The 16,606-nt window shown below is 65.2% G+C and carries 10 protein-coding genes; 6 read left to right on the plus strand and 4 right to left on the minus strand.

What is annotated here, in order from left to right:
- The first annotated feature begins 34 nt into the window (after positions 1-34).
- From HDR50_RS07910 to HDR50_RS07935, 6 genes are all read left to right on the plus strand, one after another.
- On the plus strand, positions 35-1,033 hold the full coding sequence (locus HDR50_RS07910) for a PhoH family protein (RefSeq protein WP_291357563.1): 999 nt from the start codon (positions 35-37) through the stop codon (positions 1,031-1,033).
- Positions 999-3,368, plus strand: coding sequence for an HDIG domain-containing metalloprotein (locus HDR50_RS07915; protein ID WP_291357564.1), 2,370 nt, complete (start codon positions 999-1,001; stop codon positions 3,366-3,368). The genes HDR50_RS07910 and HDR50_RS07915 overlap by 35 nt, the downstream gene beginning before the upstream one ends.
- Positions 3,358-3,837, plus strand: coding sequence for an rRNA maturation RNase YbeY (gene ybeY, locus HDR50_RS07920; protein ID WP_365817224.1), 480 nt, complete (start codon positions 3,358-3,360; stop codon positions 3,835-3,837). Before HDR50_RS07915 ends, ybeY begins: the two co-directional genes overlap by 11 nt.
- Complete coding sequence (locus tag HDR50_RS07925) at positions 3,834-4,598, plus strand: biotin--[acetyl-CoA-carboxylase] ligase (protein ID WP_291357566.1); 765 nt, start codon at positions 3,834-3,836, stop codon at positions 4,596-4,598. The genes ybeY and HDR50_RS07925 overlap by 4 nt, the downstream gene beginning before the upstream one ends.
- A 60-nt stretch (positions 4,599-4,658) precedes the next feature.
- Complete coding sequence (locus HDR50_RS07930) at positions 4,659-8,378, plus strand: pyruvate carboxylase (protein WP_291357568.1); 3,720 nt, start codon at positions 4,659-4,661, stop codon at positions 8,376-8,378.
- 147 nt (positions 8,379-8,525) lie between these two features.
- Entirely contained in the window at positions 8,526-12,095 is a 3,570-nt protein-coding gene (locus tag HDR50_RS07935) for a PEP/pyruvate-binding domain-containing protein (protein ID WP_291357570.1), read from the plus strand.
- Between the two features lie 162 nt (positions 12,096-12,257).
- Here the strand turns inward: HDR50_RS07935 and HDR50_RS07940 are convergent, their stop codons facing one another.
- From HDR50_RS07940 to HDR50_RS07955, 4 genes are all read right to left on the minus strand, one after another.
- Positions 12,258-12,662 carry a DnaJ family domain-containing protein gene (locus HDR50_RS07940; RefSeq protein WP_291357572.1) on the minus strand — a complete coding sequence of 135 codons (405 nt, stop codon included), beginning with the start codon at positions 12,660-12,662 and terminating at the stop codon, positions 12,258-12,260.
- Positions 12,659-15,388 (minus strand): DNA mismatch repair protein MutS, encoded by a 2,730-nt coding sequence (mutS, locus tag HDR50_RS07945; RefSeq protein ID WP_291357574.1) that lies wholly within the window; start codon positions 15,386-15,388, stop codon positions 12,659-12,661. The genes HDR50_RS07940 and mutS overlap by 4 nt, the downstream gene beginning before the upstream one ends.
- A gap of 109 nt (positions 15,389-15,497) precedes the next feature.
- Positions 15,498-15,932, minus strand: a complete 435-nt coding sequence (locus tag HDR50_RS07950) for a LapA family protein (RefSeq protein ID WP_291357576.1) — start codon at positions 15,930-15,932, stop codon at positions 15,498-15,500.
- Positions 15,933-16,024: 92 nt separating this feature from the next.
- The gene (locus HDR50_RS07955; RefSeq protein ID WP_291357627.1) at positions 16,025-16,552 is read right to left on the minus strand and encodes an HIT domain-containing protein; all 528 of its coding nucleotides are present in this window, start codon (positions 16,550-16,552) and stop codon (positions 16,025-16,027) included.
- Positions 16,553-16,606: the final 54 nt, after the last annotated feature.

Consider the following 16,606-nt stretch of genomic DNA (forward strand, 5'->3'; position numbering starts at 1 on the left):
GACAGAAGGGCGGAAATAGGCTACATCCCGTCACATGCCTGAGTGTCCCTCTGTGCCGGAGCTCGTGGAATTTGACGATCCCGCGCTCGCCAACCTGCTGTTCGGGCCGCGCAACGCGCATCTCGACATGCTGGCAAAAACCAGCGGCGCGCACATCACGAGCCGCGGCGCCAGCGTGCTTGTGGAGAGCGACGACCCCGACGTGCGCCGCGCCCTCTGCCAGGTCTTCGTCCAGCTCTATGCCCTCCTGCGCGGGGGCCTCGTGCTGGGCGAGCAGGACATCACGCGCGCCTATGCCATGGTCCGCAACGACCCGGGCCTCAATCTCGGCGCCGTATTCCGCGACGCCGTCTTTGTCAGCACCCCCCGCAAGACCGTCACGGCCCGCAATGTGGCGCAGAAGGCCTATCTCGAGGCCCTGCGCACCAACGAACTCGTTTTTGCCGTGGGGCCTGCCGGCACCGGCAAGACCTATCTCGCCGTCGCCATGGCCCTTTCCATGCTCCAGCGGCACCGCGTCAAGCGCATCGTGCTGACGAGGCCCGCGGTGGAAGCCGGCGAACGGCTCGGCTTTTTGCCCGGCGACCTGGCGGAAAAGGTCAATCCCTATCTCAGGCCGCTCTATGACGCGCTGTACGACATGACGCCGCAGCCCAAGGTGGCGGCCATGCTCGAAAGCGGCGTCATCGAGATCGCCCCGCTGGCCTTCATGCGCGGGCGCACCCTCAACGACGCCTTCATCATCCTTGACGAGGCCCAGAACACCACCCGCGAACAGATGAAGATGTTTCTCACGCGCATGGGCTTCGGCTCGCGCATGGTGGTCACGGGCGACGCCACCCAGATAGACCTTCCCGCACAGCCCGGCGCGGACAGGCCGCGTTCGGGCCTCGTGCACGCCCTGGGCCTTCTGCAGCAAGTCCCCGGCCTTGCCATCCACCGTTTCAGCAAGGCGGACGTGGTGCGTCATCCTCTAGTCGGAGCCATTGTCAGCGCCTATGACGAAGCAGAAAAAGCAGCCCCGGCCGTCTAGCACACTGGCGCTCATCCGCACGCTCAAGGCGCGCCATAAGTGCGGCTGGGGCATCTGGGCCCTCATCGGCTGCCTGCTCTTCCTCTCGCTCCTTGCGGGCGCCAATTTCGAGACCTCGCACCGGCTTTACGTGGCCGGGCAGGTGGCGGAAAGCGATGTCATCGCCGACCGCGACCTGCTGGTGGAAGACAGCCAGGCCACCAAGGCCCGCCGCAAGCAGGTGCTCTCGCTCCAGCCGCCGGTCTATGACCTGAGCATGGAGCCGTATACCCAGTTCCAGAACCGCATCCTCGACATCTTGAGGGCGCTCAACAGCGGCCCCGACCATCGCACTTCGCCGGAGCTCCAGCGCCTCATCGAGGAAGTGACCGCGCCCGTGGCCGACGAGGTGCTGCCCGAGCTCTCGCGCCGGGACGTGCAGACCTATCTTCTGAAAAAACTCCTTCCCCAGATCCGCGAGCAGCTCGCCGAAGGACTCGTGTGGGACATCCGCGCGGCCCGTGTGGGGCATTCGGGCATCATCCTCCGCAACCTGGACGCAAATACCGAGGCCCTTAGGCCCGATGTGCGCTCGCTCCCGGATGCGCAGTCCTTCCTCGCCGAGATCTCGGCCCAGCTTCGGGAAGTGCCAGAGCTCAACCCGCAGTCGCGCCGGGCCATCAATATCCTCCTCTCGGCCACCATGCCGGCTTCGCTCACGCTCAACCGCGAGGCCACGCAAAAGCGCGGTGCGGACGTGGTGGCCTCGGTGGCGCCCGTCTATTACCAGATCCAGAAGGGCGAGCTCGTCATGCGCCGGGGGGAGCGTGCGAGCCGCGAGCAGCAGATCAAGATGCAGGCGCTCTACAATTCCGCGGCCGACCCCATGCGCTGGGAGACCGCGGGGGGCGCCTTCCTGTGCTCGCTTTTGCTCGCCGTGGGCTTTTTCGTGGCGCCGAGCGGCCGCCCGGGCACGCCGCTGCGCAAGAAGGACATGCTGCTCATTTCGCTCGTGCTCCTGCTCTTCGGGGTGGGCGCCAAGTGCGTCTGGCTGCTCGGGCTGCGCCTCGACAGCCCGAGTCTGCTCAACGCCTTTGCGCTCGCCTATCCCGTGGCAGGGGCCGTGGGCCTCGTGGCCATGGTCTTCGCGGCGCGCCGTTACTGCACCATGGGGCTGTTGCTCGCGTTCTTCTGCATGCTCATGTTCCAGGAGAGCATTGCGTTTTTCCTCTATTATTTCCTGGGCGGCATGCTCGCCACCTGGCTCGTGACCAGCGCCCAGAACCGCCAGGACGTGGTCTGGAGCGTGGTGCCGCTCTCGCTCGGGCTGCTCATCGTCTGGGCCGGCATGGCCCTGCTTGCGCAGACGGCGCCCGTCCAGATGCCCGTGCAGATGATCGCCGTGCTCATAAGCTCGCTGCTCTCGCTCATCCTGCTCTTTGCCGTGAGCCCGGTGCTGGAGCTCGCCTTCGGCTACAGCACGCGCTTCCGCCTCATGGAGCTCATGAGCCTCGAGCAGCCGCTCATGCAGGAGATCATGGTCACCATCCCGGGCACTTACCACCACTCCCTGGTGGTGGCCAACATGGTGGAGGCCGGGGCCAAGGCCATCGGCGCCAACAGCCTGCTGTGCAAGGTGGCCGCGCTGTATCACGACGCGGGTAAGCTCACCTATCCCGACTACTTCATCGAAAACCAGTTCGGCGCGCCCAACAAGCACGACAAGCTGGCGCCTTCCATGAGCGCGCTCGTCCTGCTTTCGCATGTCAAGAAGGGCACCGAGCTTGCGGAGCGCTACAATCTCGGCCTCGAGATCTGCGACATCATCCGCCAGCACCACGGCACGCGCCTCATGCGCTATTTTTACCAGAAGGCCCTTGACCTCGGCGAAAAGCCGCAGGAAGCGGATTTCAGCTATCCGGGGCCGCGCCCGCAGACCAAGGAAGCCGCCATCCTCATGCTGGCGGACTCCGTGGAAGCGAGCAGCCGCACCCTCACCGACCCGACCCCGGCCCGCATCAAGAGCCATATCGACGCCATCATCAAGGGCATCTTCGCCGAGGGGCAGCTGGACGAATCCGAGCTCACTTTCAAGGATCTCCACTACCTGAGCGAGAATTTCCAGCGCATCCTTACAGGCATCTTCCATCAGCGCATCACCTACCCGGACGCCAAGAAGCCCGCGCAGGACGGCGCCCGCAAGCAGGAAGCGCCCAAGGAGGGCAAGCACGCCCCGGCCGGGGAGGGCGCCCGCCCCGCCAATGGCCGCGAGAGCCAGAAACAGCCGGAAGCGGCGGCGCCGACGCCTCCGCGCGAGGCGCCGTCCATGATCGGGGACGAGCCCATTGCGCTCTGATCCCGGGGCGCTTGCGGAAGACCGCAGACGCGCCCAAGCCCGTCAGCCCGCGGTTTTCTGCCGGCATGGCGCAGCCATCTGGCACTCGCCGCTGGACAGGCTCGAGTTGCGGGGGGCGCTTTCGGCCATGTGCGCCGCTGCGGCTGCCCACGGGCGCCCGCTTGCGGGCGTCGAGCTCTATCTCGTCACCGATGCGGCGATTGCCCGCGCCAATGTGGAGCACATGATGTGCACAGGGCCGACCAATGTGCTGTCCTTCCCCGGGGGCGGCGGCATGGCCGGGACGCTCCTGCTTTCGCTGAACACCCTTGACCGGGAATGCCTGCTCTACGGGCAGGAGCCCCGCGAACATCTCTTGCGCCTGCTGGCGCACGGCATGGGCCATCTTGCCGGGCTCGACCACGGGGGCGAGATGGACGCGTTCTGTACCGACCTGCAGGAGGCGGCGGAAGCCGTGCTTGCGCCATGAACGGGACGGAACAGCCCGGCGCGAAAGGCCAACTCCGCCCGGAAATCTTTACCTTTGCCGAGGTATCGTCCGCGCTCGACACGGCCTTTGAACTGGCAGCCGGTGGAAGGCTCCATATCTGGGACAGTGTGCTCGCCGCCAGCCAGACATCCGGCCGCGGCCAGTTGCGGCGCCACTGGGCTTCGCCGCCGGGGAATATCTACGCGACCCTGCGCCTTCCGCTCTCGCCGCCCTTCGACGGCGGCGCGGCCGCGGCTGCCATGGGGCTGCTCGCGGCGGAAGCCTTAGCGGCGCTCGGCTGGCAGGTACGCATCAAGTGGCCCAATGATCTGGTTCTCATCAGCGGGGACACACCGCGCAAGGTGGCCGGCATCCTGCTGGAGGAGCGGGGCGGCGTCCTTTTGGCGGGCATCGGCGTCAATGTGGTGTCGCATCCGCCGGCGGAAGCCCTGCGGGCCGAGGCCGCGCTTGAGGCCACGTCGCTTGCCGAAAGCGGCAAGGGCGGGGCGCCGGCGCCCGAGCTGTGGGCGCGCCTTGTAAGTCGCATGCTTTCCGCGTACAATAACGCGCGCATTTTTGCCCGCACCTGGCGCGGGCGCGCCGAGGCGCTCCTCCTCTGGCGCGGGAGATCGGTGACAGTCACGGACGGGAAAACCGTCCTGCAAGGACGGCTGGCCGGGCTTTGGCCCTCGGGAGCCTTACGTCTGGAGACGGAGCAGGGCGCGATGGAATGTACGGGCGGCAGTCTGCGGCCCGCGTGAGCGCGGCGCAGCCGGCCCAAATCACGGGCGGACGGCACGCAAGGAAACAGAGGGAAAGGGATGGGCAGAAAAACATTCGCCGATGTGCAGGAATTTCTCAAGGGCAAGGTCATACTCGTGGCAAACCGGGGCATCCCGGCCCGGCGTATCTGCCGCTCCATCCGCGAACGTTTTGACGCCGTTGCCGCCATGACAGCCACCGACGTGGACAAGACCGCGCCGGCGGCCGCCACCGCGCAGGAGCTCATCCTTCTCGGGGACGAGCCCCGCGCCTACCTCGATATCGACGCCATCATCGACAAGGCCAAGCGCCGCGGCGTGGTGGGCATCCACCCGGGCTGGGGCTTCGCCTCCGAGGACACGCGCTTTCCCCAGCGCTGCAAGGAGGCCGGCATCACCTTCATAGGCGCCACCGCCGAGGCCATGAACCTTTTGGGCAACAAGGTGCAGGCCCGCGCCGTGGCGCGCAAGCTGGGCATCCCCGTGGTCCCGGGCTCGGACGGCGCGGTGGACATCGCCACGGCCCGCCAGCTCATCAAGGAGATCGGGCTGCCCATCATGCTCAAAGCCGAGGGCGGCGGGGGCGGCCGCGGCATCTTCGCCATCCACAACGAGGCCGAGCTGGAGGACGCCTTTTTCAAGGCCTCCTCCATGGCCCAGGCCTCCTTCGGCAATCCGCGCCTCTTTGTGGAAAAATTTCTCGCAGACGTTCGCCATATCGAGATCCAGGTCATCGCCGACATGTACGGCAATGTCTTCGCCTTTGACGAACGCGACTGCACGGTGCAGCGCAACCACCAGAAGCTCATCGAGATCACGCCCTCGCCCTGGCCGGGGGTGACGCCGGAATTGCGCGAACGCCTGAAGGACTACGCCCGCCGCCTGGTGCGCGATGTGGGCTACCATTCGCTCGCCACGGTGGAATTTCTCATCACGCCTGACGGCGAACCCTACCTCATCGAGGTCAACACGCGCCTTCAGGTGGAACACGGCATCACCGAGTGCCGCTACGGCATCGACCTCGTGGAGGAGCAGATCGCCGTGGCCTTCGGCGCCGAGCTGCGCTACCGCGAGTCCGAGCTTCTGCCCACCTACAGCGCCATGCAGGTGCGCATCAACTGCGAGAACCCGCAGGACAATTTCGCGCCCAACTCGGGCCTCATTTCGCGCTATGTCTCTCCCGGCGGCCCGGGCGTGCGGCTCGACTCCAACATCAGCGCGGGTTACGAGTTCCCGGCCAACTACGATTCCGCGGGCTCGTTGCTCATCGCCTTTTCCCATGACTGGGAAAAGACGCTCGGCATCATGGACCGCGCCCTCAGCGAATATGTCATCGGTGGCATCAAGACGACCATCCCCTTCTTCCGCAAGGTCATCAAGCAGCCCGAGTTCCGCCGCGGGCAGATCAACACCAATTTCATCGCCGACCACCCCGAGCTCATGCTCTATACCGACCTCGCGCCGGAAGGGGAACGTCTCGCCAGGCTCGTGGCCGAGATCTCGGCCAGGGGCTACAACCCCTATGTCCAGCTCGGCGAATACCGCTCCATCACCACGCCGGCACTCGGGCCCTTCGCGCCGGTGCTGCCGCCCATCAGCCCCTCGGTGCGCCGCCGGCCCTCGCCCTATCCGCACGGGGACAGGCTCGCCACCCTCGACTATATCCGCGACTCGGATTACATCCACTTCACGGACACCACGCCGCGCGACTTCACGCAGTCCAATTCCGGCAACCGCTTCCGCCTGGCCGAAGACCGGCTCATCGGCCCCTATCTCGACAACGTGGGCTATTTCTCCATCGAGAATGGCGGCGGCGCGCACTTCCACGTGGCCATGCTCGGCAACATGACCTACCCCTTCACGGAAGCGCGGGAGTGGAACCAGTTCGCACCCAAGACCTTCAAGCAGCTCCTCGTGCGCTCCACCAACGTGCTCGGCTACACGCCGCAGCCGCGCAACCTCATGCGCGCCACCGGCGAGATGATCTGCGACTGTTACCAGGTGGTGCGCTGTTTCGACTTCCTCAACCATGTGGAGAACATGCGGCCGCTCGCCGAGGTGGTGCTCTCGCGCAAGGATGTCATCTTCGAGCCGGCCATCTCCCTCTCGTGGACCAAGGGCTTCGACGTGCCCCATTATCTCGATGTGGCGCGCGCCATGATCGCCATGTCGGCCGACATCATGGGCGTGGATGAGAAGGCGGCGTCGCGCAACATCATCCTCGGCCTCAAGGACATGGCCGGGGTGTGCCCGCCGAGGTTCATGACCGAGCTTGTTACGGCCCTGCGCAAGGAATGGCCCGACCTCGTGCTGCATTACCACCGCCACTATACAGACGGCCTCTTCGTGCCGGCCGTGGGCGCCGCGGCCAAGGCGGGCGCGCATATCCTCGACGTGGGCTTGGGCGCGGCCGTGCGCTCCTACGGGCAGGGGGACGTGCTGTCCACCATGGCCTATCTTGAGGACGAACTGGGCCTCAAGTGCCACCTGAACAAGGAGGCCATCCGCGACGCCAACTTCGTCTGCAAGCAGATCATGCCCTATTATGACCGCTATTGCGCGCCGTACTTCCAGGGGATCGACCATGACGTGACCCTGCACGGCATGCCGGGGGGCGCCACCTCCTCCTCGCAGGAGGGCGCCATGAAGCAGGGCTACATCCACCTCTTGCCCTACATGCTCAAGTTTCTGGAGGGCAGCCGCCAGATCGTGCGCTATCACGATGTGACGCCGGGCTCGCAGATCACGTGGAACACGGCCTTCCTGGCCGTGACCGGCGCCTGGAAGCGCGGCGGCGAGGAGGAAGTGCGCTACCTTCTTGAAGTGCTCGGCGAGGTGACGCGCACGCCAGAGGACGAGCTCTCGCCGGAGATGCGGCGGGCGCGCCTCTCCATCTATCAGGACTGCAACGACGCCTTCCGCAACCTGCTTTTGGGCAAGTTTGGCAAGCTCCCCCTGGGCTTCCCCGCGGACTGGGTCTATGAAAGCGCCTTCGGCGCGGATTGGAAGGCCGCCATCGCCGCAAGGACGGAAGCCTCGCCGCTGGAGTCGCTGGAAGACACCAATCTCGCCGCCGAGGAGCGCGCCTGCGCCGAGATCCTCAAGCGGCCGCCCAATGCGGAAGAGTTCATCCTTTACTTGAACCATCCCGCGGATGCGCTCAAGACCATCCAGTTCCGCGCCAAGTATGGCGACCCCAACAATTTGCCGCTGGATGTCTGGTTCGAGGGCATGAAGGTGGGGCAGGACCTCAACTTCACGGATACGAGCGGCAAGCCCCACCATCTGCTTTTGCTCAGCATTTCGCGGCCCAATGACGCGGGCATGGCCATCTGCCGCTATGTGCTCGACTCGGAATTCATGAGCTGCGAGGTGCAGGTGGCCGAGCCTGCCGCCCAGAAGGGGCAGGGCGTACCCATGGCCGACCCCAACGACCCCTATGAGGTGGCTTCGCCGAGCAACGGCGATTTGTGGGTCATGTATGTCCACCCGGGCGATGTGGTGAAGGCCGGCGAAGAGCTCTTCAATGTCTCCATCATGAAGCAGGAGAAGGCGGTGCTCGCGCCGGTGGACGGCATCGTGAAGCGCGTGCTCAAGACGGCGGACTTCAAGGAGAGCAAGCAGATGGTCTCGGTGCACGAGGGCGAGCTCATCGTGGAGCTCGGCCCCGTGCCGCGCCTCTGCCCCAATGAGGCCTGCGGCCAGCCCATCCCGGCGGAGTCCATGCGTTTCTGCCCGTCCTGCGGCACGCCGCTCGCCACAGACGAGGCCGTGAATTGAACATGAAGGCGCCCGCCCCAAAAGGCGGGCGTTTTCAGCAGAAGCACCGGGAAAGCCCGGGGCAAGCCCGGGTTTTTGTGGACAGTGCGCCCATGGGCGTATATCCTTGGTTCCATCTCCAGCGCGTTTTCCAACACGGAGGAAGTCATGGCCAAGACTGCCAAAGCCACGCATTCCAAGTCCAAAACCAGTTCCAACGAAACGGTTGAAAAAAAGCTCGTCCTCACCGGCGCCGACATCGTTGGGCTCGGCCCGGATGCTGAACTCCTTGTTGGCGGCAAAAACTACAATACGGCCCTCATCAGCCAGATCGAGGGCATCCAGGCGCCGCATTTCCGCGCCATCTCGTCCTTGGCCTTCCATCGCCTGCTCGACGAGACCAAGGTGAACGGCCGCATCGTCCGCGCCGTGGTGGACAAGGAATACGGCCGCATCGACTGGATGGACCCGGAGATCAATGGCGACCCCGATTTTCTGCAGAAATTCGTGCGTCAGCTCGGCAAACAGGCCCATGACGCGGCCAAGGCCTCCGGCGAGGAGGCGCACACCAAGCTGCGCACCTTCATCAACAATATCGTCGAGGGATTCGCAACCTCGCCTGAAGGCATCGACCAGCTCCGCAAGCGCTCCGTGCTCGTGCAGGCGGCCATCCTTTCCGTGGATCTGCCGCAGGAGGTCGACGAGGCCGTGCGCGGCGCCTACAAGGCCATCTGTGAGGAAAACGGCGACGACATGACGCCGGTCGCCGTGCGCTCCTCCGCCGCCGGCGAGGACTCGCGCAAGAAAGCCTTTGCCGGCCTTCAGGACACCTATCTCAACATGGTGGGCCCGGACCATGTGGTTGAGGCCTACCACTGGGACTGCGCCTCGGCCTATAATCTCCGCTCCATGACCTACCGCCGCGAGGCCATCCTGGACGCTCTCGCCAAGGCCGAGGAAACGGGCGACGATTCCATCGCCGAGACGGCCAAGAAAGAGTGGGCCATCGAAAACACGTCCCTCTCCGTCTGCATGATGCAGATGATCAACCCGGTCATCTCCGGCACGGCCTTCTCCGCGGATACGGCCACCGGCTGCCGCGGCACCAACCGCAAGGACCTCGTCAGCATCGACGCGAGCTACGGCCTCGGCGAGGCGGTCGTAGGCGGCAAGGTGACGCCCGACAAGCTCTATGTCTTCCAGCGGGACGACGGCAGCGAGGTGGTCATCCGCCAGATGGGCTGCAAGGACATGAAGATCGTCTATGACGAGAAGGGCGGCACCCGCGAGGTGCCCGTGCCGGAGCTGGAGGCCCTGCGCTGGGCGCTGTCGCTGAGCCAGGCCGAGCGCGTGGCCAAGGGCGTGCGCGCCGTGAGCCGCGCCTACGGCGGCATGATCATGGACACGGAATTCTGCATCGACGCCAACGACAAGCTCTGGTTCGTGCAGGCGCGCCCCGAGACCCGCTGGAACGAGGAGCTTGAGCTGCACCCCACCACCATCTTCATGCGCCGCATGGAGGTCGACCCCAAGGCCGCGGCGCAGGCCGAGATCCTGGTGGAGGGCAACGGCGCCTCCCGCGGCGCCGGCCAGGGCACGGTGCGCTTTTTGCGTTCCGCCCTTGAGCTCAACAAGGTCAACAAGGGCGACGTGCTCGCCGCCGAGCGCACCGACCCCGACATGGTGCCTGGCATGCGCGTGGCCTCGGCCATCATGGCCGACGTGGGCGGCGACACGAGCCACGCGGCCATCACCTCCCGCGAGCTTGGCATAGCGGCTGTCATCGGCATCCAGCGGGTGGAGGTGCTCCGCGCGCTGGACGGCTCGGAAGTGACCGTGGACGGCACGCGCGGCCGCGTCTACCGCGGGCTTCTGCCCCTGCACCAGGTGGGCGGCGAGATGGACATCGCGCTTCTGCCCGTCACCAAGACCAAGGTGGGCCTTGTGCTCGCCGACGTGGGGCAGGCGCTCTTCCTCTCGCGGCTGCGCGACTATCCGCAATTCGAGGTCGGCCTTTTGCGCGCCGAATTCATGCTGGGCAATATCGGCATCCACCCGCAGGCGCTGGAGGCCTTTGACAACGGCGAGCTCGACGTGGTGGTCACCGCCAAGCTCAAGGAGCTGGAAAACCGCCTCTCCAAGATCCTGCGCGAGCAGATGGCCGCCGGGCTCATCGTCTTCAATTTCAACCTCCGCGAATATGTGGGCGAGATCACGGGCCTTTCCGCCCAGCTCAACGCCCTTGCCGAGACGGACAAGAACCTCACCCCGGACGAGATCCTGCTCCAGCACCGCAAGATGCGCGAGCTCGACCACAAGCTCGACCAGCATATGGAAATGGCCTCGCGCCGCATCGAGGTGCTCAAGACTTCGGCCAACCTGGCCGACCATGTGCGCATCATCATGGGTTATGACGACGAGCTGGCCCTGCTTTCGCCCTCCGACCCGGAGGCGCCCAAGCGCGCCGCCGAGATCGAGGCCAGCGTGGAGGCGCATATCGAGCGCGTCAAGGAGCTCCCGAGCGTCGTCCGCGTGCTTGAGAATATCCGCCACCTGCGCGAGGAGGTGAGCCTCCGCTCCGGCCTCAAGAAGGAGATGGACGACATCCGCAACCTGCCCGAAAAGATCCGCGCCATCATCAAGTCGCGCGGCTTCCGCACTGGCAAGGAGCACTATGTCCAGACGCTCGCGCAGAACCTGGCGCTCTTCGCCATGGCCTTCTACGGCAAGCCCATCACCTACCGCACCACGGACTTCAAGAGCAACGAATACCGCAACCTTTTGGGCGGCAATCTCTTCGAGCACCAGGAAGCCAATCCCATGCTCGGCTATCGGGGCGTTTCGCGCAATATCCATGACTGGGAGATCGAGGCCTTCAAGCTTGCGCGCGGCGTCTATGGCGGCAGCAACCTGCGCATCATGCTGCCCTTCGTGCGCACGCTGGAGGAAGGCCGCTCCATGCGCTGCTATCTCGAGCAGGTGCACAAGCTCAAGAGCGGGCAGGACGGCCTCAAGATCATCCTCATGTCCGAGCTGCCTTCCAACGCCATCCTCGCCAAGCAGTTCATCAGCGAGTTTGACGGCTTCTCCATCGGCTCCAACGACATGACCCAGATGGTGCTTGCCACCGACCGCGACAACTCGCGCCTTTCGCACATCTATGATGAGGAAGACCCGGCCGTGGTCTGGGCCATCCTCGTCAGCATCTTCACCGGCCAGAAGTACTGCAAGAAGGTCGGCTTCTGCGGGCAGGGCGTGTCCAACAGCGTCATTTTGCGCGGGCTCGTGGCCATCGCCGGCATCACGTCGGCCTCGGTGGTGCCCGACACCTATTACCAGACCGTGTTCGACATCAACGCGGTGGAGGAAGAAAACATCCCGACTTCGGAGCTCGGCAAGTGGCTCACGCGCCAGCACCACAAGCGCCTTTCCGAGCTCATGGAAAGTTCGGGCTACGGACACATCCTCAAGAAGTACACCGAGCCGCAGGACATCCAGGAGTGGTACGAGGGCGAGCTCCAGCGGCGCCATGAACAGTTGCGCGAGCACCTGGACACGCCCAAGGAAGACTTCTACCGCTCCGAGCTGCAGAACTTCCGCGCCACCTTCCACAAGCCGGTCATCTACGCGACGTGGAACTGGGAAGACACGGTGCTGGACGCCCTGCACCAGGCCGGCTTCAAGGACTTTGAGGAGCAGGCCAAGGCCATGGCCAAGGCGCGCGAAATCGAAGCCTGACGCCACTGAACTCATCTGAAATACAAAGGCCCCGTTCGCAAGAGCGGGGCCTTTCCCTGCCAAGCAGAGGCAGCAAGCCCCGGAAGGCGTCGTCAGCTTTCCGGGGCTTTTCAGTGCGCATATCGAAAAATTCTGTGCAGACGCAGATACCTGGTCATCTGCCTATTCCGGCGGCATGTCCTTTCCGCAGCTTCCAAGCCGCGCGAGGAGCCGGTCATAATAGGTGTCGTGCTCTTCCAGCAAGAGCGGACGACCATGGCGCATGCGGGTTCGCAGGATGAAGAAGCGCAGCTTCTCCATCTGGCGCACGCGCTCGCGCTCGTCCGTGCAGCCTTCGAGAAGGTCGGCGAGCTTCTGGATCTCCTTACGCTCCGCAAGCTCCGGCGGCAGGCAGTTGGCGTTGCGCAAAATGGTATATGCCATGCGCAGTTCCGGCGGCACAGTGCTCATGTCGTCGAGTTTCAGGGGGCGTCCGGCGCCGGGCAGGTCGTCAAATTCTCCGCGCTCCTGCGCCTCCTGGATGCGCTGCTCGGCGATGGCCCCGATGACTGACCACTCGCCGCTCATGCGCCGTCCCCGGCGGGGGCGTGGGGCTCACCCGTACCCCAGCGCTGTTTCCAGTCCATGAGCAGCTTGAGGGCGGCGAGGGGGCTGAGTTCTTCGGGCTCCAGCTGTTCCAGCTGCCGCAGCAGGGGATGGGGGAGGGGCGGCGCAGCTTTCCCAGTGCGGGCGCCGTCGGATACCTCGGGGGGGGCCGCCTGCCCCTGATCAAGCCCGGGCAAGAGCAGGGAGGCCGCCACCAGGTTCTTGCGCCCGCTTTCGCGGCTGCGCTCCAGCGCCGCCAGGATGTCGCGCGCGCGGTGCACCACCGGTACAGGCACACCGGCAAGCCGCGCCACCTCCACGCCGTAGCTGCGGTCAGAGGGGCCCGGCACCAGCTTGTGCAGGAAGAGGATGTCGTTATTGTGTTCCCGGATGGCGATATTCATGGTGAAGACCCCCGGGATGCGGCCTTCCAGCGCCGTGAGTTCGTGATAATGCGTGGCGAAGAGCGTGCGCAGTTCGCCCCCGCCGCGGGCGGCGAGGTCTTCCACCACGGCCCAGGCGAGCGCCATGCCGTCAAAGGTGCTGGTGCCGCGCCCGATTTCGTCGAGAATGACGAGGCTCCGCCTCGTGGCCTGGCGCAGGATGCGCGCCGTCTCCATCATCTCCACCATGAAGGTGCTCTGGCCGCGGGCAAGATCGTCGGACGCCCCCACGCGCGAGAACAGGCGGTCCACAAGGCCGATGACGGCCTCTTCGGCGGGCACCATGGAGCCCATCTGGGCGAGCAGGCAGATGAGCGCCACCTGCCTGAGCACCGTGGACTTGCCGGCCATGTTGGGCCCGGTGAGCAGGCAGAGGTGATGGCCCTTGTCAAGGGTGATGTCATTGGGCACGAAGTTGGCGCTGCCCACCATGGCCTCCACCACCGGGTGGCGCCCCTGTCTGATGCTGAGCTCCGTGCCCTCGGTGAGGGTGGGCAGGTGCCAGCCGTTGCGGCGCCCCACCTCGGCGAGGCACTGCCAGTAATCAAGATGCGCCAGCAAGTCCGCCATGTGCACGAGGCGGGCGCGCTGCGCCGCCACATGGGCGCGCAGATCCTGAAACATCTGGTATTCAAGGCTCTTGCGCTTGTCCGACGCTGAAAGCAGTTCCTCCTCCAGTGCCTTGAGCCCTTCGGTGGTGAAGCGTTCGGCGTTGACGAGGGTCTGCCGGCGGATGAAGTGCGCCGGTGGCGCACCGGTGCCCGCGGCGCGCGTGATTTCGTAAAAATAGCCGAAGACCCGGTTATAGCCGAGCTTGAGCTTGGTAAGGCCCGTCCTTTGCTGTTCTTCCTCCAGCAGGCGCTGGAGCTTCTGCTCGCCGTTTTCCACCAGGTCCAGCAACGCGTCCAGCCCGGCATGGAAACCCTGACGGAAAAGGCCGCCATCGGTGATGACAGCCGGCGGATCGTCCACCAGCGCAGAGTGGAGCAGGGCGGCCAAGTCCTCGAGGTCGTCCCAGACCTTGAGCAGTTCATAGAGCGGTGCGGGCAGGGTCTCGCCCCTGGCCTCGCTTTCCGTGAGGTACTGCCCCTCGGGCGCCCGGATGAGCGACGCCCGCACGCCAGGGAGCGCGCCGAGGCTTTCCCGGAGGGCGATAAAATCCTTGGGCGAGCAGCGGTTCAGGCTGATTCGCGTGGAAAGCCGCTCGAGGTCATACACCTTGTCAAGTGCCGCGCGGAGCGCGCCCCGCACTTCGTCGTTATCGTGCAGAAAGGCGACGGCCTCCTGGATGCGCCGGATGGGCGCGGCCTCGCGCCAGGGATGGCGGAGCATGTCTTCCAGAAAGCGCCCCCCCATGGGGGTCACGGTCATGTCGAGCGCATGGCGCAGGGTGCCCTTGCCCTTGTGACCGTTGAGCCGCACGAAGACCTCGAGGTTGCGCTCGGTGATCTCGTCCACGAGGAGGCGCCGGCCGAGGTTGAGGGGCCTGAAGGGTAAAAGGTGCTTTGGGCTGCGCTTTTGCGTCTGCTCCAAATAGGCGAGCAGGCCCCCGCAGGCGCGCACGAGGGTTTCCTTGCCATCCAGCCCTAGCGCGCCCGCCTCGCGAACGCCCTGCGCCTCCAAAAGCCGCTCGAGCGCGTGTTTCTGCTCAAAATGCTGCGCCGGCAGCCGCACGAGGCGGATATTTTCCAAAAGGCAGCGCGGGGGCAGTTCCAGCCCCTCGGGCACCAGGAGTTCCCGCGGGGCGAGCTTTTGCACCCATTGCCAGAGGTCCGCTTCTTTGCGAAATTCCACGCCCGACCATTGGCCGGTGGACACGTCCGCCCAGGCAAAGGCACTGCGACCGAGTGCCGCATTCTGGCAGATGGCGCCAAGATAGTTGTGGTTGCCGGTGCCCAGGTTGGCGTCATCGAGCACCGTCCCTGGCGTGAGGACGCAGGTGACGGCGCGCTTGACGATGCCCTTGGCGTCCCTGGGGTCTTCCACCTGGTCGCAGATGGCGACGCTGTAGCCGCGGTCGATGAGCTGCGCCATATAGCTTTGCGCGGCATGCCAGGGCACGCCGCACAGGGGGTAAGCGTTGCCGCTGTCCTTGCCGCGCTTCGTGAGGGCTATCTGGAGTTCGCGCGAGGCGATGACGGCGTCTTCAAAGAAGAGCTCATAGAAATCGCCCATGCGGTACATGAGCAGGGCATCAGGGTATTCAGCCTTGATGCCCAGATACTGCTCAAGCATGGGCGTCAGTTTCTGCGGAAGTTCAGGCATGGCCTCAAGCGCTGCCGGGCAGCGGAAGGGGAGCCGGGCTCCGGGCAGTGAGTATCCCGCGCCCGGAAGGGGCCGGCCGCTTGGGCCAGCCCCTCACAGTGCGGTAGATTCAGGCGTCTGCCGTGTCGCCGCTCTCCTTGGCGGGCGCGCTGGCGGAGGCCATGTCGGCAGCCGGAGCAAGGGCGGCGTTGTCCTTGCGGTGGAAGAAAGAGGACTTGCCGCCGGTGCTCTCGCCGCCCGTGATGTCCTTCTTCAGCTTGGCGACTTCCTTCTCCAGCGAGGAGATATGCCAGCGGGACTTCACGAGCTTGGCCGATGTGTTGCAGCGATCCCAGAAGAGCAGCGCCAGCGAGAGGAGCGCCCCGACCAGGAAGGCCGCGATGACCACGAAATAGAAGGGCAGCGGTATGGAGGTCATGGGCGGGATGAAGAAGAGGTTCAGGCTCAGCTCAAGCTGCTGGGACAGGGCGGTCTGGTTCTGGAAAAAGAACACCAGCGCGAGAAAGATGAGGATGGCGAGCACAAGAGCCTTGAGGTAGCGCATACGTTTCTCCTTGCGGCAGGAACTGACTCCGGTTTTTCCAGAGCGCGGCTCCGCGGAGGCGTGTGCCCGCGCGGCTCGCGGCCCCGTCCGTTTTATTGGGCGGCCGGCCCCTTAGGGGAGCCACTCCCCAAGGACGGCCCGGAAGCGCGAAAATAGGGCAGCAGGGCGGCATAGGTCTCGCTGAGGTGCTGCGGCATGGTGCGCACCTCGTCCATGACGGCCATGAACGAGGAATCACCATTCCAGCGGGGCACGAGATGGAAGTGCAGATGCTCGCGGATGCCGGCGCCCGCGGCCTCGCCCTGGTTGAGGCCGATATTGATGCCCTGACAGTTAAAGTGTTGCTTGAGGATAGTGGTGCAGCGCTGCATGAGCGCCATGATTTCGCCCGTTTCTTCCGCCGTGAGGTCTTCCAGCGCCATGACGTGCCGATACGGGCAGACCATGAGATGCCCATTGTTATACGGGAACTTGTTCATGATGACGAAGGCCGACTCACCGCGGTGCAACACAAGCCGCTCGGCATCCTCCTCCGTGCCCTCGGGCAGGCAAAAGACGCATTCGTCGGGCTTGGGGCCGAGGATGTAGTCGATACGCCAGGGTGCCCAAAGCTGTTTCATGGTCAGGGGAGTATACACGCTCGGGCTGCACGGGGCAAGCCTTGAGATAGCCGA

The sequence above is a fragment of the Desulfovibrio sp. genome (assembly GCF_014803725.1).
Taxonomy (GTDB): Bacteria; Desulfobacterota; Desulfovibrionia; order Desulfovibrionales; family Desulfovibrionaceae; genus Desulfovibrio.